The sequence below is a fragment of the Streptomyces sp. Y1 genome (assembly GCF_041053115.1).
GTDB classification, from domain to species: Bacteria; Actinomycetota; Actinomycetes; order Streptomycetales; family Streptomycetaceae; genus Kitasatospora; species Kitasatospora rubellomurina.
In genome coordinates this window covers 6885962-6908216 of sequence record NZ_CP163445.1, presented here as the reverse complement: position 1 = coordinate 6908216, position 22255 = coordinate 6885962, and the positions used below count along the sequence as shown (strand labels likewise).

The following is a 22255-nucleotide window of genomic DNA, read 5'->3' as shown; positions in this document are numbered from 1 at the left end:
CCGCGGGGGACGGGGATGCCCCAGCCCCGTGATGGGTGATCAGCGATCGGTACCGCGGTCGATGAAGTCGAACAGCTCCGCGTCGGTGGCCGACTCGAACTTCTCTTCCGGGGCGGGGGCTTCGGGGCCGGCCGGGGCGTCCGGGGCGTCCGGGCCGGCCCCGGCCAGCTCCCGCAGGCGCTGGGCCGCCCTGGCACGGTCCTCCTCGCCCAGCAGGGCGAGCATCGCCTCGACCCGGTCGATCTCGCCGAGCACCGCGTCCCAGGAGACGCCGTGCTCGCGGCGCAGCACCGTGCGCAGGTGGCGGCCGAGGGCGGCCGGGTTGGGGTGGCTGAAGACCAGCGTGGCCGGCAGGGCCAGGCCGGTGGCGGCCCGCAGCCGGTTGCGCACCGCGAGGGCGGTGAGCGAGTCGAAGCCGAGGTCCTTGAAGGCCGTCCCGGGGTCGATCTCCGCGGGGTCGGCGTGGCCGAGGACAGCGGCGGCGCTGCCGCGGACCAGGTCGACGAAGGCCTGCTCCTGCTCGTCCTCGGGCAGCTCCAGCAGCCGGGCGGCGGTGGCCGGTCCGGTGTCGGCGGGGCCCGCGGCCGGGCCGCGCCGGCGGTCCGTCACCAGGCCGGCGAGCAGCGGCGCCACGCCCGGGTCGCCGCGGCGCACGGCCGCGGTGTCGACGGCGAGCGGGGTGAGCGCGGGCTCCGGGCGGCCGAGGGCCTGGTCGAGCAGGGCCATCGCCTCGGCCTCGGCGAGGGCCAGCAGCCCGGCCACGGTGTCCGGGGCGCCCGGGGCGCCCGGGGTCTCCGGCACGCCGGGGGCGGCCCAGGGCCCCCAGGCGAGGGCGAGGCCGGGCAGCCCCTGGGCGCGCCGGTGCTGGGCGAGGGCGTCGAGGAAGGCGGCGCCGGCGGCCTGCCCGGCCCGGTCGGGGGCGCCGGCCTGGCCGGTCCAGGAGCCGTGCAGGACGAAGGCGGACAGCTCGGCGTCCCGGGTCAGCTCGTGCAGATGCCAGGCGCCGTCGACGACGTCGGGGGCTTCGGCCGCGTGGACCACGGCGCGCAGCGGGTGCTCGGCCGGTACGGCGGCCAGCAGCGCGGCCAGGGCGCCCCGGTCGGCGGGGTCGCAGTCCGCGATCCGCACCTCGGCGCCGAGGGCGGTCAACTCCTCGGCCAGCACGGCGGTTTCCGGCGCGGTGGCGCCGGGGTCGGCGAGCAGCAGGCGGCGCACGCCGTGGGCGGCCACCAGGTGCCGGGCGGTGGCGGCGCCGGGGCGTCCGGCCGCGCCGGTGACCAGGACGGTGCCGTCCGCCCGGAACCGCGGCGCGTCGGCGGCGACGGCGGGCGCCCGGCCGAGCACCGGCACCAGGACCTGTCCGGCCCGGACGGCGACCTCGGTCAGGCCCGCGTCCACGGCCGCGGCCAGGGCCTGCGGGGAGGCCTCGTGCCCGTCCAGGTCGGCGAGCACGACCCGGTCCCGGCCGGTCGAGCGCAACAGCCCCCACAGGGCGGCGGCGGCCGGGTCGGGGACCAGGTCGGCGGGGTCGGCGAGCACCGCGCCGCGGGTGACCAGGACCAGGCGGGAGCCCTCGAAGCGCCGGTCGGCCGCGTGCGCGCGCAGCACCTCGACGGCGGTGCGGAGCAGTTCCCGGACGGCCCGCGGCACCTCGTCCGCCGGGGTGTCCGCCAGCAGGGCGATCCGCGCGGGCACCGGCGCCCCGGCCGTCACCGCGGCGGCCAGGGCCGGCCAGTCGGGGTGGGCGGCGGCGCCGAGTTCGCGGGCGAGCGGCCCGGCGGCGCCGAGCACGGCCCAGGCCTCACCCGACGGCGGCGCGACCGGCCGCTCGGGCGCCGTCCACTCCAGCCGGGCCAGCGCCGGGCGCTCCCGGCCGGCCGCGCGCAGTTCGGCGGCCGACCAGCTGCCCAGCCGGACGGACTCGATCGCGGCGACGGACCGCCCCTGCTCGTCGGCGAGGTGCACGGCCAGGGTGTCCGGCGCGGTGGCGCGCAGGGTCAGCCGGACGGCCTGGCGGGCGCCGGGCACGGCGGTGACGCCGCGCCAGGCGGCCGGCAGGCGGACCAGGCCGTCGCCCGCCGGCTCGCCGGGGGCGAGGCCGAGCAGGGCGGCCTCCAGCAGCGCGGGGTGCAGGTCGTGCCGGGCGGCCTCGGCCTCGCCGCCGGTGTGGGCGGTCTCGGCGAACAGGTCGTCACCGCGCCGCCAGGCGGCGCGCAGCCCGGCGAAGGCCGGGCCGAGCCGCAGGCCGGTGCGGGCGATCCGCTCGTACGCCTCGGTGACGGGCAGCGGGGCCGCGCCGAGCGGCGGCCACTGGGCGGGGCCGGCGGCCGGGCGGTGGCCGCCGGGTGCCAGGGTGCCGGTGGCGTGGCAGGTCCAGGGGGCGTCGGCGGGCGCGTCCTCGGGCCGGGAGTGCACGCTGACGGTGCGGGCGCCGGCGCCGTCCGGCGCCTCCAGGGCGACCTGGAGGTGGACCCCGGCCGCCGCGGGCAGCACCAGCGGGGTGCGGACGGTCAGTTCGGCCAGCACCGGGCAGCCGCTCTCGCCGCCGGCCCGCAGCGCGAGGTCGGCGAGCAGGGTGCCGGGCACGGCGGCGGCGCCGAGCGCGTGGTGGTCGGCCAGCCAGGGGTGGGCGGCGGTGGACAGCCGCCCGGTGAAGACCGTCCCGGAGCCGTCGGCGAGGTCGACGCCGGCGCCGAGCACCGGGTGCTCGACCGCGCACTGGCCCCAACCGGCGCTTCCGGTACCGGTGGTGGTGCCGGGCTCGATCCAGTGCCGGCGGCGCTGGAAGGCGTAGCCGGGCAGGTCGACCCGGGTCGCGGCGTCCTCGGCGGGCAGGCCGGGCCAGTCGACGGGCAGGCCGCGCACGTGGGCGTCGGCGAGCGCGGTGACCAGCCGGTCCGCGCCGCCGTCGCCCCGGCGCAGGGTGCCCAGGACGGCGGCGGTGGCGCCGAGGTCGTCGAGGGTGTCCCCGATCGGCACCAGCAGGCCGGGGTGCGGGCTGCACTCGACGAAGGCGTCGTGGCCGTCGGCCGCGGCGGCGGCGATCGCGCTCTCGAACAGCACGGTGCGGCGCATGTTCTCGAACCAGTAGGCGGCGTCCAGCGGGGTCGCCTCGTCCAGCAGGGCGCCGGTGACGGTGGAGTACATCGGGACGCGGCCCGGCAGCGGGCGCAGGTCGGCGAGCAGTCGGGTGATCTCCGCGCGGGCCGGGTCCATCTGCGCGGAGTGCGAGGCGTAGGCGGCCGGCACGAGGCGGGCGCGGGTGCCGGCGGCCTCGCAGCGGGCCGCGATCGCGGCGAGGGCGTCGGTGTCGCCGGAGAGCACCACGCCGGTCGGGCTGTTGACGGCGCCGAGCGAGACCAGGTCGGCGGCGCCGGCCGCCTCGATCTCGGCGCGGGCCAGCTCGGGGGTGAGGGCGACCGAGAGCAGTCCGCCGTGGCAGGCGTCGACGGCCTGCACGGCCCGCACCCGCATCACGGCGACCCGGGCGGCGTCCGCCAGCGAGAGCCGGCCGGCCACGTACGCGGCGGCGGCCTCGCCCTGGGAGTGGCCGACCACGGCGGCCGGGCGCACCCCGCAGGACTCCCACCAGCGGGCCAGGCCGACCATCACGGCGAACAGCACGGGGTGCAGCACCTCGACCCGGTCGAGCAGGGCGCCCGAGCCGTCCCGCAGGACGTCGAGCAGCCGCCAGCCGGTGACCAGCGGGTCGATCACCTCCGCGCACTCGGCCACGGCCTGCGCGAACACCGGGCTGGTGTCGAGCAGTTCGGCGGCCATGCCGGGCCACTGGGAGCCCTGGCCGGGAAAGACCAGGACCGGTCCGGGGCCGGCCACCAGCGGGCCCGGGGCCTCCACCGAGCCGTCCGCGATCTCCCCGAGCGAGGCGAGCAGGTCGGCGGTGTCCCGGCCGCGGGCCACCGCCCGGTGGTCGAAGGCGGCCCGGCCGGTGGCCAACGCCCGGGCCACGTCGGCGGGTTCGGCCTCCGGGTGGCGCAGCGCCCAGTCCCGCAGCCGGGCCGCCTGGGCGCGCAGCGCCGCGCCGGTGCGGCCGGACACCGGCCAGGCCAGCACCCCGGCCAGACCCGCCGGCCCGCGGGTGACCGGTACGACCGGCTCGTCCGGGGCCTGTTCGAGGATGACGTGCGCGTTGGTGCCGCTGACGCCGAAGGAGGAGACGGCGGCGCGGCGCGGGCGGCCGGTCCCGGGCCAGGGCCGGTGCTCGGTGGCCAGCGCGACGTGGCCGGACGCCCAGTCGACGTGCGGGGTCGGCTCCTCGGCGTGCAGGGTGCGCGGCAGTTCGCCGTGCCGCAGGGCGAGCACCATCTTGAGCACGCCCGCGATGCCGGCCGCGGACTGGGTGTGGCCGATGTTGGACTTGATCGAGCCGAGCCACAGCGGGTGTTCGGCGGTGTGCTCGCGCCCGTAGACGGCGAGCAGGGCCTGCGCCTCGATCGGGTCGCCGAGCCGGGTGCCGGTGCCGTGCGCCTCGACGGCGTCGACGTCGGCCGGGGTGAGCCCGGCCTGGGCGAGCGCGGCGCGGATGACCCGCTGCTGGGACGGCCCGTTGGGCGCGGTGAGCCCGTTGCTGGCGCCGTCCTGGTTGGTCGCGGAGCCGCGCAGCACGGCGAGGACGCGGTGCCCGCGCCGCCGGGCGTCGGACAGCCGCTCGACCAGCACGAGGCCGGCGCCCTCGCCCCAGCCGGTGCCGTCGGCGCCCGCCGCGAAGGGCTTGCAGCGGCCGTCCGGGGCGAGCCCGCGCTGGCGGCTGAACTCGACGAAGGCGTGCGGCGAGGTGAGCACCGCGACGCCGCCGGCCAGCGCCAGGTCGCACTCGCCGGAGCGCAGCGCGGCGGCCGCGAGGTGCAGGGCGACCAGGGAGGAGGAGCAGGCGGTGTCGACGGTGACGGCCGGGCCTTCGAGGCCGAGCACGTACGAGACCCGCCCGCTGATCACGCTGGTGGCGGTGCCGGTGAGCAGGAAGCCCTCCTGGCCCTCGGCGACCGCGCCCGAGGCGGTGTGGTAGTCCTGCGCCATCGCGCCGACGAACACGCCGGTCGCGGAGCCGCGCAGCGTGGTGGGGTCGATGCCGGCGTGTTCGAAGGTCTCCCACGCCGTCTCCAGCAGGACGCGCTGCTGGGGGTCCATCGCGGCGGCCTCGCGCGGCGAGATGCCGAAGAACTCGGCGTCGAAGCCGACCGCGTCGTCGATGAAGCCGCCCTCGCGCACGTAGGACTTGCCGGGGCGGTCGGGGTCGGGGTCGAAGAGGGTGTCGAGGGGCCAGCCGCGGTCGCGCGGGAACGGCGTGATGGCGTCGGTGCCCTCGGCGAGCAGCCGCCACAGGCCGTGCTCGTCGGCGACGCCGCCGGGGTAGCGGCAGCCGAGGCCGACGACGACCACCGGGTCCTCGGCGGTCTCGGGGGTGCGCACCGCGGCGGGCTCGACCTGCTCGGCGGATCCCAGGAGTTCGGCGCCGATGTGCTCGGCCAGCGCCTCCGGGGTCGGGTGGTCGAAGACCAGGGTGACGGGCAGCCGCAGCCCGGTCGCGGCGGTGAGCCGGTTGCGCAGTTCGACGGCGGTGAGGGAGTCGAAGCCGAGCGCCTTGAACGGGCGGCCGCGTTCGATCGTGTCGGCGCCGGCGTGGCCGAGGACGGCGGCGGTCTCCTGCCGGACGAGGGTGGTGAGGGTCTGCCGGCGCCGGTCCTCGGGGAGCCGGGCGAGGCGCTGGGCGAAGGCGGCGGTGTCCGGGTCGGGGCCGGCGGCGGCCCGCCGGGGCCGGGAGCCCGGCAGGGCGCCCAGCAGGTCGCGCAGCAGGGCGGGGGCGCGGTCGGTGCGGCGCAGCGCGGCGAGGTCGAGGCGGGCGAGCACGGCGGTGGGGTGGTCGGCGGCGCGCGCGGCGTCGTAGAGCGCGAGCGCGTCGCCGGTCTCCAGGGCGGCGGCGCCGGTGCGGGCGATCCGGTCGAGGTCGGCCCGGTCGAGGTGGCCGGTCATGCCGCTGGCCTGCGCCCACAGGCCCCAGGCCAGGGCGGTGGCGGCCTGGCCGCGGGCGCGCCGGTGCTGGGCGAGGGCGTCCAGGTAGGCGTTGGCGGCGGCGTAGTTGGCCTGGCCGGCGCCGCCGAAGGTGCCGGCCATCGAGGAGAAGAGCACGAACTCGGCGAGGTCCTGGTCGAGGGTCAGGTCGTGCAGGTGGCGGGCGGCGTCGGTCTTGGGGCGCAGCACGCGGTCGAGCTGCTCGGGGGTGAGCGCGTGCAGGGCGGCGTCGTCGAGGGCTCCGGCGGCGTGCACGACGGCGGTGAGCGGGTGCCGGGGGTCGACGGTGGCGAGCAGGGCGGCGAGCGCGGCGCGGTCGGCGGCGTCGCAGGCCTCGATGCGGACCTCGGCGCCGAGGGCGGTGAGGTCGGCGGCGAGTTCGGCCGCGCCCTCGGCGGCCGGGCCGCGGCGGCTGGTCAGCAGCAGGTGCCGGGCGCCGTGCTCGGTGACGAGGTGGCGGGCGAGCAGGGCGCCGAGGGTGCCGGTGCCGCCGGTGACCAGCACGGTGCCGTGCGGGTCGGCGGCGCCGGTGACGGCTCCGGTGGCGGTGGCGGTGAGGGTGGGCGGCAGGGTGAGCACGACCTTGCCGGTGTGCCGGGCCTGGCCGAGGTGGCGGAAGGCGGCGACGGCGTCGCGCACGTCCCAGGTGGTGACGGGCAGCGGGGCGAGCGTGCCGGCGGCGAACAGCGGGCCGAGTTCGGTGAGGATCTGCTGGATGCGGTCGGCGCCGGCGTCCATCAGGTCGAAGGCCCGGTAGTCGGTGCCGGGGTGGGCGGCGCGCACGGCGTCGCGGTCGCGGATGTCGGTCTTGCCCATCTCCAGGAACCGCCCGCCGGGGGCGAGCAGCCGGAGCGAGGCGTCGACGTGCTCCTGGGCCAGCGAGTTGAGCACCAGGTCGAAGCCCCGTCCGGCGCGGGCGGCGGCGAACCGCTGCTCGTAGTCGAGGTCGCGGGAGTTGGCGATGCGGTCCTCGGCCAGGCCGAGGGCGCGCAGCACCGGCCACTTGGCGGGCGAGGCGGTGCCGTGCACGTCCAGGCCCCAGTGCCGGGCGAGTTCCAGGGCGGCCGTACCGACGCCGCCGGTCGCGGCGTGCAGCAGCAGCGACTCGCCGGGCCGGGCCCGGCCGAGGTCGGCCAGGCCGTAGTAGGCCGTCAGGTACGCCACCGGGACGCTCGCCGCCTGCGGGTACGTCCAGCCGGCCGGGACGGGGGCGAGCAGGCGGCGGTCGGTGACCGCGAGCGGGCCGGTGCCGCCGGAGAACAGGCCCATGACGCGGTCGCCGGGGGCGAGGTCGTGGACGTCGGCGCCGACCTCGACCACCAGGCCGGCGCCCTCGCCGCCGGGCGGGCGGGTGTCGGCGACCATGCCGAGGGCGACCACGACGTCGCGGAAGTTGAGGCCGGCGGCGCGCAGCGCGACCCGGACCTCGCCGGGGCCGAGCGGGCGGGCGCCGTCCTCGTGCGGGAGCAGGGCGAGGCCGTCGATGGTGCCGGTGCCGGTCAGGTCGAGGCGCCAGGCGGCGGTGCCGGCGGGCACGGCGAGGCGTTCGGCCGCGTCGGCCCGGGTGAGCCGGGGAGCGGCCGCGGTGCCCGCGCGCAGGGCGAGTTGGGGTTCGCCGCAGGCCAGGGCGGTGCCGAGGGCGGCGTAGGAGTCGGGGTGCCGGTCGAGGTCGACGAGCACGATCCGGCCGGGGTGCTCGGTCTGCGCGGAGCGGACCAGGCCCCAGACGGCGGCCGCGCCGAGGTCGTCGACGTCCTGCCCGTACGGGCCGGGGACGGCGCCGCGGGTGAGCACCACCAGCGGGGTGGCGGCGGGGCGCTCGGCGGCGAGCCAGGTCTGCAGGAACGCCAGGACCCGCCGGGTGGCGGCGCGGACGGCCTGCGGGGAGCCGTCGGTGGCGCAGCTCAGTGCGACGGCGTCCGGCGGCGGGGCGTCGGGGTCGGGTGCGGCCGGGTCCGGCGCCGTGGTGACGGTGGCGCCGGCCGCGCGCAGGGCCGCGCCGGCGCCGAGTTCGTCGGGCCCGGCCAGCTGCCAGTGGCCGAGCGGGGCCGGCCGCGGCAGCGTCAGCGGCGGCCAGGCGACGTGGTGGAGGCCGTCGGCGGCGCCGGGGCCGGCGGGGGTGAGGCCGCCCGGGGCGAGCGGTCGGGAGAGCAGCGAGTCGACGGTGGCGACGGGGGCGCCGGCCGGGTCGGTCAGGGCGAGGGTGACGGTGTCCGGGCCGGTGCGGCCGAGCCGGACGCGCAGGGTGCGGGCGCCGACCGCGTACAGCCGCACGCCCGTCCAGGCGAAGGGGAGGCCGACGCCGGTCGGGTCCGTCCGGTCCGGGGCGGCGGCGTGCAGGGTGGCGTCGAGCAGCGCGGGGTGGAGGGCGAACCGCCCGGCGTCGTGGTCGTCCCCGGGCAGGGCGACCTCGGCGAGCAGGTCGTCGCCGTGCCGCCAGGCGGCGCGGACGGCCCGGAACAGCGGGCCGTAGCCGTAGCCGGCGGCGGCCAGCCGCTCGTAGAGGCCTTCGGTGTCCAGCGGTTCGGCGCCGGCCGGCGGCCACGCGCCGCCCTCGGCGGCGGGCTCCTCGCCGGGCCGGGCGGGGGCGAGGACGCCGGCGGCGTGCCGGGTCCACGGGCCCGGCTCGGCGGTGTCGGGGCGGGCGTGCACGGTGAGCGCGCGGCGCCCGTCCCGGTCGGGGGCGTCGAGCTGCACCTGGAGCTGGACGGCGCCGCGCTCCGCCAGGGGCAGCGGGGCCTCCAGGGTGAGCTCCTCGATCACCGTGCAGTGCGCCGACTGCCCGGCCTGGAGGGCGAGTTCGACGAAGGCCGTGCCGGGGAGCAGCACGGTGCCGAGGACGGCGTGGTCGGCGAGCCAGGGGTGGGTGGGCAGCGAGATCCGGCCGGTGAGCAGGTGCCGGTCGTCCCCGGCCTGGGCGAGGGCGGCGCCGAGCAGCGGGTGGTCGGCGGAGCGCAGGCCGAGGCCTTCGACGTCGGCGGCGGCCGGGGCCGGGTCCAGCCAGTAGCGCTCGCGCTGGAAGGCGTAGGTGGGCAGGTCGGTGCGCGGCGGGGTGCGGTGCGCGTGCGGGGCCGCCCAGTCGACGGGCACGCCGCGCACGGACAGGCCGGCGGCGGCGGTCAGCAGGCGCCGCAGGGTGTCGGCGTCGCGCTGGAGCGAGCCGACGACCAGGGCGTCCGTGCCGGTCTCCTGGGCGGTCTGCTCGACGGCGGGGGCGAGCACCGGGTGCGGGCTGGTCTCGACCAGCGTGGTGTAGCCGTCGCGCAGCAGGGCCCGGGTGGCCCGCTCGAAGGCGACGGTCTCGCGCAGGTTGCGGTACCAGTAGGCGGCGTCCAGGGCGGTGCCGTCGAGCGGTTCGCCGGTGACGGTGGAGTAGAACGCCACCGCCGGGGTCGCGCTCGGCGTGATCTCGCCGATGCCGGCGAGGAGTTCGGCGCGGACGCGCTCGACGGCCGCGGAGTGCGCGGCGTAGTCGACGGGCAGTCGGCGGGTCCGCACGCCCTGGGCCGCGCAGCGTTCGCGCAGTTCGTCCAGGGCCGTGGCCTCGCCGGAGACGACCACCGCGCCGGGGCCGTTGACGGCCGCGATGCCGAGGGCGAGTCCGGGGCTCAGCTCCTCGACCCGGGCGGCCGGGGCGGCCACCGACATCATGCCGCCGCCGCCCGCGACGGACCGCAGGGCGCGGCTGCGCAGGGCGACGATCCGGGCGGCCTCCGCGAGGGTGAGCGCGCCGGCCACCTGGGCGGCGGCGATCTCGCCCTGGGAGTGGCCGACCACGGCGGCCGGTTCGACGCCGAGCGAGCGCCACACGGCGGCGACGGACACCATGACGGCGAACAGCGCGGGCTGGACGACGTCGACGCGCTCCAGCGAGGGCGCGCCGGGGCGCCGGCGCAGCACGTCGAGCAGCGACCAGTCGGTGTGCGGGGCGAGGGCGGCGGCGCAGGCGCCGATCCGTTCGGCGAACACCGGGGACTCGTCCAGCAGTCGGGCGCCCATGCCGGCCCACTGGGAGCCCTGGCCGCCGAACACGAAGGCCGTCCGGCCGGGCTGCCCGGCGGTGCCGGTGACCAGCGCGGGGTGGGGCGCGCCGGTGCTCAACGCGTCGAGGGCGGCGAGGAGTTCGGCGGGGTCGGCGGCGACGAGCACGGCGCGGTGGTCGAGCGCGGCGCGGGTGGTGGCGAGCGCGTGGGCGGTGTCGGCGGGCCGGACGGCGGGGCGCGCCGCCAGGTGGGCGCGCAGCCGGGCGGCCTGCTCGCGCAGGGCGGCCGGGGTCGCGCCGGACAGCGGCCAGGCCAGCGCGGCCGGGTCCCCGTCCGGGTCGGGCAGCGGGCTCGCCGGCTCCTCGGCCGGGTCGCCCTGCTCCAGGATCACGTGGGCGTTGGTGCCGCTGACGCCGAAGGAGGACACCCCGGCCCGGCGGGGCCGGCCGGTGTCCGGCCAGTCGGCCGGCTCGGTGAGCAGGGCGACGGCGCCGGACGCCCAGTCGACGTGCGGGGAGGGCGCGTCCACGTGCACGGTGGCGGGCAGTTCGCCGTGCCGCATCGCCATCACCGTCTTGATGACGCCGGCGACGCCGGCGGCGGCCTGGGTGTGGCCGAGGTTGGACTTCACCGAGCCGAGGTACAGCGGCCGTTCGGCCGGCCGGTCCTGGCCGTAGGTGGCGAGCAGCGCGTGCGCCTCGATCGGGTCGCCGAGGGCGGTGCCGGTGCCGTGCGCCTCGACGGCGTCGACCTCGGCCGACGTGAGCCCGGCCTGGGCGAGCGCGGCGCGGATCACCCGCTCCTGGGCGCGGCCGTTGGGCGCGGCGAGGCCGTTGCTCGCGCCGTCCTGGTTGACCGCGCTGCCCCGGACCACGGCGAGCACGGGGTGGCCGTGGCGCCGCGCGTCGGAGAGCCGTTCCACCAGCAGCAGGCCGATGCCCTCGGACCAGGCGGTGCCGTCCGCGCCGGCCGCGAAGGACTTGCAGCGCCCGTCCGGGGCCAGGCCCCGCTGCCGGGAGAACTCCACGAAGGTCGCCGGGCTCGACATCACCGTCACCCCGCCCGCCAGGGCGAGGTCGCACTCCCCCTGGCGCAGCGCCTGGCAGGCCAGGTGCAGGGCGACCAGCGAGGAGGAGCAGGCGGTGTCCACCGTCACCGCCGGGCCCTCCAGACCCAGGGTGTAGGCGACCCGGCCGGAGGCGATGCTGCCGGCGCTGCCGTTGCCGAGGTAGCCGTCGACGCCCTCGGGGGCGGCGGCCAGCCGGGAGGCGTAGTCGGCGTACATCAGGCCGGCGAACACGCCGGTGCGGCTGCCGCGCAGCGAGCGCGGGTCGACGGCCGCCCGCTCGATGGTCTCCCAGGAGACCTCCAGCAGCAGCCGCTGCTGCGGGTCCATGGCCAGCGCCTCGCGCGGCGAGATGCCGAAGAAGCCGGGGTCGAAGCGGTCCGCGTCGAACAGGAAGCCTCCCTCGCGGACGTACGAGGTGCCGGGGTGGTCCGGGTCGGGGTGGTACAGGTTGGCCAGGTCCCAGCCGCGGTTGTCGGGGAAGCCCGCGATGGCGTCGGCGCGCTCCCGCACCAGCCGCCACAGGTCCTCCGGGCTCGCCACCCCGCCGGGGTAGCGGCAACCGGCGGCGACGATCGCGATCGGCTCGTCGCTCGGCACCGGACCCGGACCGGCCGGGGCGGCGGCGCGCGGGCGGCGCGGCCCGTCGAGCAGTTCGGCGCGCAGGTGGGCGGCGAGGGCGCTCGCCGACGGGTGGTCGAACAGCACGGTGGCGGGCAGCCGCAGACCGGTGAACGCGTTGACCCGGTTGCGCAGTTCGAGCGCGGCGAGCGAGTCCAGGCCCAGCTCGCTGAACGCGCGGTCCGGGTCGATCGCCCCGCCGTCCGGGTGCCCGAGGACGGCGGCGGCGTGGGTGCGCACCAGGTCGACCAGGTGCCGCTGCTGTTCCGCCGCCGGGGCGGCGGCCAGCCGGCGGGCGAGGGCGCGGCCGGTGTCGGGGGCCGTCCGCTCCGTTCCGGGGCGGCGGGTGGCCAGTCCGGCCAGGAGCGGCGGCAGTTCGGCCGCGTGGCGACCGGCCAGGTCGAGCCGGACCGGCGCCAGGACGGCCTCCGGGCGGGCCAGTGCCGCGTCGAACAGGGCGAGGCCGAGCCCGGCGTCCAGCGGCCGGATCCCGGAACGGGCCATCCGCTGCCGGTCGGCGGCGCCGAGGGCGGCGGTGAGCGCGCTGTCCTGCTCCCACAGGCCCCACTGGAGCGAGAGGGCGGGCAGACCGAGCGCGCGCCGCCGCTGCGCGAGCGCGTCGAGCACCAGGTTGGCGGCGGCGTAGGCGCCCTGGCCCGGGCTGCCGGTGAGACCGGCCCCCGAGGAGAACAGCACGAAGGCCCGCAGGTCGAGGTCCTGGGTCAGCTCGTGCAGGTGCAGGGCGGCGACGGCCTTGGGCCGCAGGACGCGCTCCACCCGCTCGGGGGTCAGCGCCGGGAGCAGGCCGTCGTCGACCACGGCCGCCAGGTGGATCAGCGCGGTCAGCGGGTGCTCGGCGGGGACGGCGGCGATCACCCGCGCCAGCGCGGCGCGGTCGGCGACGTCGCAGGCGGCGAAGGTCGCCCGCGCTCCGGCCGCGGCGAGGTCCTCCCGCAACTCCCGCGCGCCGGGGGCGTCCTCGCCCCGCCGGGAGACCAGCAGCAGGTGCCGCACGCCGTACGCCGCGACCAGGTGCCGGGCGACCAGGGCCCCCAGGGCGCCGGTACCGCCGGTGAGCAGGACGGTGCCGTCGGCGTCGAGCTCCGGCGGGGGCGGGGCGGTCGGCAGGCTCGGTGCCCGGCGCAGCCTGGGCACCAGCAGGGCCGTCCCGCGCAGGGCCGCCTCGGGAAGTGCGCCGGCGGCGGCGATCGCGTCGGGGTCGGCGGGCTCGGGGCCCGGCTCCAGGTCGAGCAGCGCGAAGCGGTCGGGGTGCTCCGAGCGGGCGGCGCGGAGCAGGCCCCACGCCGCGGCGGCGGCCGGGTCGGGCAGGTCGTCGGCGCTGACGGCGAGCGCGCCGCGCAGCGTGACCACCAGGCGGGCGGCGGCGAACCGTTCGTCGGCGAGCCAGGCCTGGGCGGTGGCGAGCGCGTCGTGCACGGCGGCCCGGACGGCCTCGTGGTCGGCGGCCTGGTCCCGGACGGGCGGCGCGGCGAGCAGGACGGCCTCGGGCGGCGGGGTTCCGGCGTCCACGGCCGCCGCGAGCGCGGCCAGGTCCGGGTACCGGCGGGCGTCGAAACGGGCCGCGAAGGCGGCCTGGTCCGGATCGGCAGTCGGACCGCCCACGACCGCCCAGCGCGCGGGCGGCTCGACGGCCGGGGCGGGGGCCCACTCCAGGTCGAAGAGGTACTCGGCGGCGGGTGCCGCGACGCCCGGCAGCTGGTCGCGGGAGAGCGCCCGCACCGTCATGGTCTCCGCCGAGAGCACGGCCCGGCCGTCCGCGTCCGCCACCGAGACGGCGACCGTGTCGGCGCCCAGCGGCCGCAGGCGCACCCGCAGCGCCCGGGGGCCGGCCGCGTGCAGCCGCACGCCGCGCCAGGAGAACGGCAGCCGGACCCGGGTGCCGGGATCCTCGACCGGTGCGGTCAGCCCGAGCGGGTGCAGGGCGGCGTCGAGCAGGGCCGGGTGCAGGGCGAACCCGGCGCCGGCCGCCTCCTCGGGGAGGGCGAGCTCGGCGAACAGTTCGGTGCCGAGCTGCCAGGCCGCCCGCAGGCCCTGGAAGGACGGGCCGTAGCGCACCCCGGCGTCGGCCGCGTCGGCGTACAGCTCGTCCACCTCGACGGACTCCGCGCCGGCGGGCGGCCAGGGCGCCCGGTCGTCCGGGCCCTGCTGGTCCCGGACGGGCGTCAGCGCGCCGGTGGCGTGGCAGGTCCAGGGGGCGTCCGGGCCCTCGTCGGTGGGCTCGGGGCGGGCGTGGACGGTGATCGGCCGCAGGCCGGAGGCGTCGGGCGCGCCGACCGCCACCTGCAGCTGCACTCCCCCGGCCGGCGGCACGGCGAGCGGCGCCACCAGCGTCAGTTCGTCGACGCCCCGGCAGTCGAGCCGGGCACCCGCGTGCAGCGCGAGTTCGAGGAAGGCCGTCCCGGGGACGAGGACCGTGTCGAGCACGGCGTGGTCGGCGAGCCACGGGTGGGTGTCGAGCGAGAGGCGCCCGGTGAACAGCGCGCCGTTGCCGTCCGCGAGGCCGACCACCGCGCCGAGCAGCGGGTGGTCCACCGCGCCCTGGCCCAGCCCGGCGGCGTCGCCGGTGCCGGTGCCCGCGTCGAGCCAGTAGCGCTGCCGCTCGAAGGCGTACGTCGGCAGCGCGCCGACGCGGGCACGGGCTGCGGCCAGGTCGACACCGGTCGGCGCCGTCCAGTCGACCGCACCGCCCCGGACGAACACCCGGGCCAACGCCGTGCGGAGGGTCTCGGCTCGGCCCCGCTCGCGGTGCTGGACGGGGATGGCGATGGCGTCCGTGCCGGCCGTGCACTCGGCGACCATCGGCGTCAGCGCCGCCTCCGGCCCCAACTCCACGAACACCGACACGCCTTCGGCCCGGGCCGCGCCCACCGCGTCGGCGAAACGCACCGGCTCGCAGACCTGACGCACCCAGTACTCCGGATCGCACACCTCCGCCGGAGTCGCGAGGCGGCCCGTCACGTCCGACGCCAACGGGATCGACGGCTCCGCGAGCTCGATGCCCGCCACCACCTCCCGCAGCCCGGCCAGCACCGGCTCCATCAGCACCGAATGGAACGCGTGCGACACCGCGAGGCGCTTCGCCCGCCAGCCACGTTCCCTGCACAACTCCCGTACCGCATCGATGGCTTCGGCCGCACCCGACACCACCACCGACGCCGGGCCGTTCACCGCCGCGACCCCCACCACCCCCGGGCGGCACTCCGCCAGCAGCGCCACCACCTGCGCCTCACTCGCCCCCACCGCCAGCATCCCCCCACCGGACGGCAGTTCGCCCATCAACCGGGCCCGCGCCGCCACCAGAGCGACCGCACCCTCCAACGAGAACACCCCGGCCACGTACGCCGCCGTGATCCCGCCCAGCGAATGCCCCAGCACCACCTCCGGCACCGGGGCCCACGAACGCCACAACCGGTACAAGGCCACCTCGAACGCGAACAACACCGGCTGCACCACACCGGTTTCCTCGTCGCCCTCGGCCTCCCCCAGCAGCACCTCCCGCACCGAGAACGGCACCACCCCCTCGAACGCCCCGCACACCTCGTCCACCGCCGCCGCGAACACCGGGAACGCGTCGTACAGTTCACGCCCCGCACCCGCGACCCGCACCCCCTGCCCCGTGAACACCAGGGCGGTCCGCCCGGCACCGCGCGGCACGACGCCGGTCACCACGCCGGCGGGCTCGGGCTCGCCCGCCGCCAACGCGGCCAGGCCGGCGGCCAGTTCCGCCGGGTCCCCACCGAGCACGACCGCGCGGTGCGCCATCGCCGTACGCCCCGAGGCCAACACGGCCGCCACGTCGGCGAGTCGGGCCTCCCGGTGCTGGATCGCCCAGTCGCGCAGCCGGGCCGCCTGGGCCCGCAGGGCGGGTTCGGTGCGGGCGGAGACCACCCACGGGGCGGGAACGGCGGGCTCCGGCGGCAACTCCGGTGACTCCGGGGTCTGTTCGAGGATCACGTGCGCGTTGGTGCCGCTGATCCCGAACGAGGACACCCCGGCCCGCCGCGGCCGACCCGTCCGCGGCCACGGAACCGCCTCCGCCAGCAGCTCCACCGCGCCCGCCGACCAGTCCACGTGCGGCGACGGCGCGTCCACGTGCAGCGACTTCGGCAGCACCCCGTGCCGCAGCGCCATCACCATCTTGATCACACCCGCCACACCCGCCGCCGCCTGGGTGTGCCCGAGGTTGGACTTCACCGAGCCGAGCAGCAGCGGCAGTTCGGCCGCGCGGCCCTGCCCGTACGTCGCCAGCAGGGCCTGCGCCTCGATCGGGTCGCCGAGCGTCGTGCCCGTCCCGTGCGCCTCCACCGCGTCGACGTCCGCCGTGGTCAGGCCCCCACTCGCGAGCGCCGCCCGGATCACCCGCTCCTGCGAGGGGCCGTTCGGCGCCGTCAGCCCGTTGGACGCGCCGTCCTGGTTCACCGCGCTGCCGCGCACCACCGCGAGCACCGGGTGCCCGTTGCGCACCGCGTCCGACAACCGCTCCACCAGCACCAGGCCGACCCCCTCGCCCCAACCGGTCCCGTCCGCGCCCGCCGCGAACGGCTTGCACCGCCCGTCCGCCGCCAGGCCGCGCTGGCGGGCGAAGTCGACGAAGACGGCGGGGGTCGACATCACGGTCACACCGCCGGCCAGCGCCAGGTCGCACTCGCCGGCGCGCAGCGCCTGGCAGGCCAGGTGCAGGGTGACCAGCGAGGACGAGCAGGCCGTGTCGACGGTCACCGCCGGGCCTTCGAGGCCGAGCGCGTAGGCCACCCGGCCCGAGGCGACGCTGCCGACGTTGCCGTTGCCGAGGTAGCCCTCCAGCTCGTCCGGCACCCGGTTCAGCCGGGTCGCGTAGTCGTAGTAGATCGCGCCCGCGAACACGCCGGTGCGGCTGCCGCGCAGCGACTCCGGGTCGATGCCGGCGTGCTCGACGGTCGCCCAGGCGGTCTCCAGCAGCAGGCGCTGCTGCGGGTCCATGGCCAGCGCCTCGCGCGGCGAGATGCCGAAGAACTCGGCGTCGAACTCGGCCGCGCCGTCGACGAATCCGCCGGTCCGCACATAGGTGCTGCCGGGGCGCGAGGGGTCGAGGTCGAAGATCCGGTCGGTGTCCCAGCCACGGTCGGTCGGGAAGTCGGTGAGCGCGTCGACGCCGGCCGCGACCAGCTCCCACAGCTCCTGGGGGGAGGTCACGCCGCCCGGGAGCCGGCAGCCCATGCCGACGATGGCGATCGGCTCGTCCGAACCCGCCGAAGCCGCCGTGGCCGCGGGGGCCGCGGGGGTCGGGCCGTCGGCGAGGAGGTCGGCCAGACGGGCGGCCAGCAGCCTCGGGTTCGGGTAGTCGAAGACCAGCGTCGCGGGCAGGCGCAGGCCGACTGCGCGGCTCAGCCGGTTGCGCAGTTCGAGCCCGGTGAGCGAGTCGAAGCCCAGCTCGCGGAACGCCCGGGCCTCCTCGATGCCGTCCTCGTCGGCGTGTCCGAGCACGGCGGCCGCGTGGGTGCACACGGTCCGCACCAGCAGGTGGCTGCGCTCGGCCGCCGACAGGCCGGCCAGCCGGGCCGCCAGGGCGCTGCTCCCGGCGGCCGCCGCGCCACGGCGGCGGGCACCCCGGGCGAGCTCGCGCAGAAGTGCGGGCACCGCGTCGGCGCCGGCCCGGCGCAGGACGGCGAGGTCCATCCGCACCGGCATGAGGACCGGCTCGGCGCGGTTGGTCGCCGAGTCGAGCAGCGCACAGCCCTGCTCGGCGGAGAGCGGCAGGACGCCGAGGACCGTCATCCGCCGCCGGTCGGCCGCGCCGAGCCCGGCGGTCATCTCGCTGCCGTCCGCCCACCAGCCCCAGGCGAGCGAGGTCGCGGGCAGGCCGTGGGCGCGGCGGTGGCGGGCGAGGGCGTCCAGGTAGGCGTTGGCGGCGGCGTAGTTGCTCTGCCCGGGGTTGCCGATCAGGCCGGCGGCCGAGGAGAACAGGACGAAGGCGTCCAGGTCCAGGCCCCGGGTGGCCTGGTGCAGGTTCCAGGCGGCGTCGGCCTTGGGGCGCAGCACGGCGGCCAGCCGTTCGGGGGTCATCGCCTGGACCACGCCGTCGTCGAGGACGCCGGCGGCGTGGACGACGGCGGTGAGCGGGTGCTCGGCGGGGACGGTGGCGAGCAGCCGGGCGAGGGCCTCGCGGTCGGCGGCGTCGCAGGCCTCGACGCGCACGTCGGCGCCGAGGTCGGCGAGTTCGGCGGCCAGCGCGGCCGCGCCGGGGGCCTGCGGGCCGCGCCGGCTGAGCAGCAGGAGGTGCCGCACGCCGCGCTCGGTGACCAGGTGGCGGGCCACCAGGGCGCCGAGGGTGCCGGTGCCGCCGGTGATCAGGACGGTGCCTTCGGGAGCGGGCGCGAAGCCGGTGTCCTCGGGGCGGGTGGCGGCCGCCCGGACCAGGCCGGGGACGAGCGCGGTGCCTCGGCGCAGCGCGAGCTGGTCCTCGCCGGAGGCGGCGTGGGCGAGCGCGGCCTCGTCGGGGGTGTCGGCGTCGACGTCGATCAGGGCGAAGCGGCCCGGGTGCTCGGCCTGCGCGGAGCGGACCAGGCCCCAGACGGCGGCCGAGGCGAGGTCGGCGACCTGCTCGTCCGCGTCGACCGCGACCGCGCCGGTGGTCAGCAGGACCAGGCGGGTGTCGGCGGTCCGGGGGTCGGCGAGCCAGCGGCGCAGGAGGTCGAGGACGCGCGCGGTGAGCGCGTGCGCCCGCGCGGGCTCCGGGTCCTCGGACGCGGGGAGGCGGACGAGCACGGCCTCGGGGAGGGGCGCCTCGGGCTCGTCGAGGAGGGCGGCGGCGTCGTCCAGGGCGACGGTCCGGCCCGGGGCCTCGTCTGCGGGGAACTCCCGTTCCGTCCAGCTGAGTTCGAAGAGCGAGTCGCGGTCGGAGGCCCCGGCGGTCGGCAACTGCTCGGCGGAGACGGGTCGGACGACCACCGAGCCGATGGACACGACCGGTCGGCCGTCCTCGTCGTACGCGCTCAGCGCGACCTCGCCGGCGGCGCCCGCCGTCAGCCGCACCCGCAGCGCGCGGGCGTGGCGGATGTCCAGCCGGACGGCCGTCCAGGAGAACGGCAGGCCGGGCTGCAGCTCGGCGCCGGTGTCGGCGTCCGTGTCGGCGTCGGTGTCGTCCCGGGCCAGCATCGGGTGCACGGCCGCGTCGAGCAGCGCCGGGTGGACGAGGAAGCGGTCGGCGTCCGCGCCGCCCTCGTCGGGGATCTCGACCTCGGCGAACAGCTCGGCGCCGCGCCGCCAGACCCGCCGCAGGCCCTGGAACAGCGGGCCGTAGTCGAACCCGGCCGCCGCCGCGCGGTCGTAGAGGCCGTCCGCGTCAACCGGTCGGGCGCCGGTCGGGGGCCACGGCTCGGGGGCCGCCCCGGCGGCCGGGTCCTCGGGCGCGGCGGCGAGCAGGCCGGTCGCGTGCCGGGTCCAGGCGGCGTCGGCGGGTGCGCCCTCCGGCCGGGAGTGCACGCTGACGGTACGGGCCCCGGTGTCGTCGGGGTCCTCGACGGTGACCTGGATCCGCACGGCCTCGGTGTCGGGCAGCACCAGCGGGGTGTGCAGGGTGAGTTCGTCGACCACCGGGCAGTCGGTCTCGGCAGCGGCCCGGAGGGCGAGTTCGAGGAAGGCCGTGCCGGGGACGATGACCGTGCCGAGCACGGCGTGGTCGGCGAGCCAGGGGTGGGTGGCGACGGACATGCGGCCGGTCAGCACCGTCCCGGAGCCATCCGCCAGCTCGACGGCGGCGCCCAGCACGGGGTGGTCGACGGCCGACTGGCCCCAGCCGACGCCGCCGAGGTCCGAGGCGTCGGGCTCGACCCAGTAGCGGCGGCGTTGGAAGGCGTACGTCGGCAGGTCGGCCCGGGGTCCGGCGGGCAGCTGGGTGGCCCAGTCGACGGGCAGGCCGGCGCCGAAGGCGGCGGACAGGGCCGTCACCAGGCGTTCCGGGCCGCCCTCGTCGCGGCGCAGGGTCTCCAGGACGGCGGCGCCGGGGGTGTCCTCCAGCTGGTCGGCGAGGGGGATGGTGAGGCCGGGGTGGGGGCTGCACTCCAGGAACAGGGTGTGGCCGTCCGCGACCGCCGATGCGACCGCCGTGTCCAGGCGGACGGTGCCGCGCAGGTTGTCGAACCAGTACGAACCCGACAACAGCTCCGGATCGGTGACGACTTCGCCGGTCACGGTCGAGTACATCGCGACACGGCCAGCCAACGGCCGTACGCTCGCCGACAGTTCGGCGACCTCATCGCGCACCGCGTCCATGTGCGCCGAGTGCGAGGCGTAGTCGACCGGGATCATGCGCGCCCGGACACCCTCGCGCTCACAGCGCTCTACCACGGCCGCCAGGGCCTCGGTGTCACCCGACAGCACCACGCTGGACGGGCCGTTGACCGCCGCCAACGACAACCGGCCGTCCGCTTCGATGAGTTCAGCGGCACGCTCGGCGCCGACGCCGACCGACAGCATCCCGCCGCCCGACACCTGCCGCAGCGCCCGGCTGCGCAACACCACCACCCGGGCCGCGTCTTCGAGCGAGAGCAGACCGGCCACATGCGCGGCGGCGATCTCGCCCTGCGAGTGCCCGATCACGGCGGACGGCCGCACCCCGCAGGACTCCCACCAGCGAGCCAGCCCGACCATCACGGCGAACAGCGCGGGCTGCACGACGTCGACCCGCTCCAGCAGTGCACCCGAACCGTCCCGCAGCACGTCCAGCAGCGACCAGTCCGTCAACGGATCCATCACCGCCGCACACTCCTCGACGGCGGCGGCGAACACCGGGCTGGCGGCGAGGAGTTCGACGGCCATGCCCGCCCACTGCGACCCCTGCCCCGGGAACACGAACACCGCACCCGAACCGGAAGCCGGAACCGACTCCGCCTCGGCCAACCCGCCGAGCTGCGCCACGAGTTCGGGCAGATCCCGCCCCGCCACCACCGCCCGGTGCTCCAGGACCGCCCGGCCCGACGCGAGCGTCCGCGCCACCGCCACCGGGTCGGCGCCGGGATGCGCCGCCGCCCACTCCCGCAGCCGCTCCGCCTGCGCCCGCAGCGCCGCACCCGACCGTGCCGAGAGCACCCACGGCACCACCCCGCGGACGGTCTCGCCCGCCGACGGGTCCGCCGCGTCCGGCGCCTCCTCCAGCACCACGTGCGCATTGGTGCCGCTCGCGCCGAAGGACGAGACGGCGGCCCGGCGCGGGCGCTCCGAGCGCGGCCAGGCCACCGGCTCGGTCAGCAGCCGGACGTTGCCCGTCGCCCAGTCGATGTGCGGTGAGGGGGCGTCGATGTGCAGGGTCGGCGGCAGTTCCTCGTGCCGCAGCGCCAGCACCGTCTTGATCACCCCGGCCACGCCCGCCGCCGCCTGGGTGTGCCCGATGTTGGACTTCACCGAGCCGAGCCAGAGCGGCCGGTCCTCGGGGCGGCTCCGCCCGTACGTGGCCAGCAGCGCCTGCGCCTCGATCGGGTCGCCGAGTGCCGTGCCCGTCCCGTGCGCCTCCACGGCGTCGACGTCGCGAGCGGCCAGGCCGGCGGCCTCCAGGGCGGCCCGGATCACCCGTTCCTGCGAGGGGCCGTTCGGCGCCGTCAGTCCGTTGGACGCGCCGTCCTGGTTCACCGCGCTGCCGCGCACCACCGCGAGGACGGGGTGTCCGTGGCGCCGCGCGTCCGACAGCCGCTCGACCACGAGCAGCCCGGCCCCGTCCGCCGGGCTGAAGCCGTCCGCGGCGGCCGAGAACGGCTTGCAGCGGCCGTCCGGGGCGAGGCCGCGCTGGCGGGCGAAGGTGACGAAGGTCTCCGGGGTGCACATCACGGTGGCGCCGCCCGCGAGTGCGAGGTCGCACTCCCCCGAGCGCAGCGCGCCGACCGCCAGGTGCAGCGCGACCAGCGCCGAGGAGCACGCGGTGTCCACGGTCACGGCCGGCCCCTCCAGGCCGAGGACGTAGGACACCCGGCCGGCCAGCAGGCTGGCGGCGTTGGCCATGCCGAGCGTGCCGTCGCGGCCCTTGGCCGTGCGGGCGAGGACGGTGGTGTAGTCGAGCCAGTTGATCCCGGTGTAGACCCCGGTGCGGCTGCCGCGCAGGCTCGTCGGGTCGATGCCGCCGCGCTCGAACGCCTCCCAGGAGATCTCCAGCAGCAGGCGCTGCTGCGGGTCCATGGCCAGCGCCTCGCGCGGCGAGATCCCGAAGAAGCCGGCGTCGAACTCGGCGGCGTCGTAGAGGAATCCGCCTTCGCGGACGTACGCCGTGCCGGGGGTGTCGGGGTCGGGGTCGTACAGGGCCTCCAGGTCCCAGCCCCGGTCGGTCGGGAAGGGGCCGATCGCGTCGCCGCCGCCCGCCACGAACTCCCACAGCCGCTCCGGTGTCGACAGCCCGCCCGGGAAGCGGCAGGCCATGCCCACGATGGCGATCGGCTCGCGGCCCTGCTCCTCCAGCTCCCGCACCCGCCGGTGCGCGTCCCGCGCGTCGGCGACGGCCCGCTTGAGGTACGACCGCAGCTTCTCTTCCGACTCGGCCACGTCTACTCCGACTCCTCGATCGAACGGTCGT

General features: G+C 78.2%; 1 protein-coding gene. It reads right to left on the bottom strand.

Annotation, left to right across the window (positions count from 1 at the left end):
* Positions 1-39: 39 nt before the first annotated feature.
* A complete protein-coding gene (locus tag AB2U05_RS29980; RefSeq protein ID WP_369184800.1) occupies positions 40-22224 on the bottom strand; it encodes an SDR family NAD(P)-dependent oxidoreductase in 22185 nt (7394 codons plus the stop codon).
* Positions 22225-22255 lie beyond the last annotated feature (31 nt).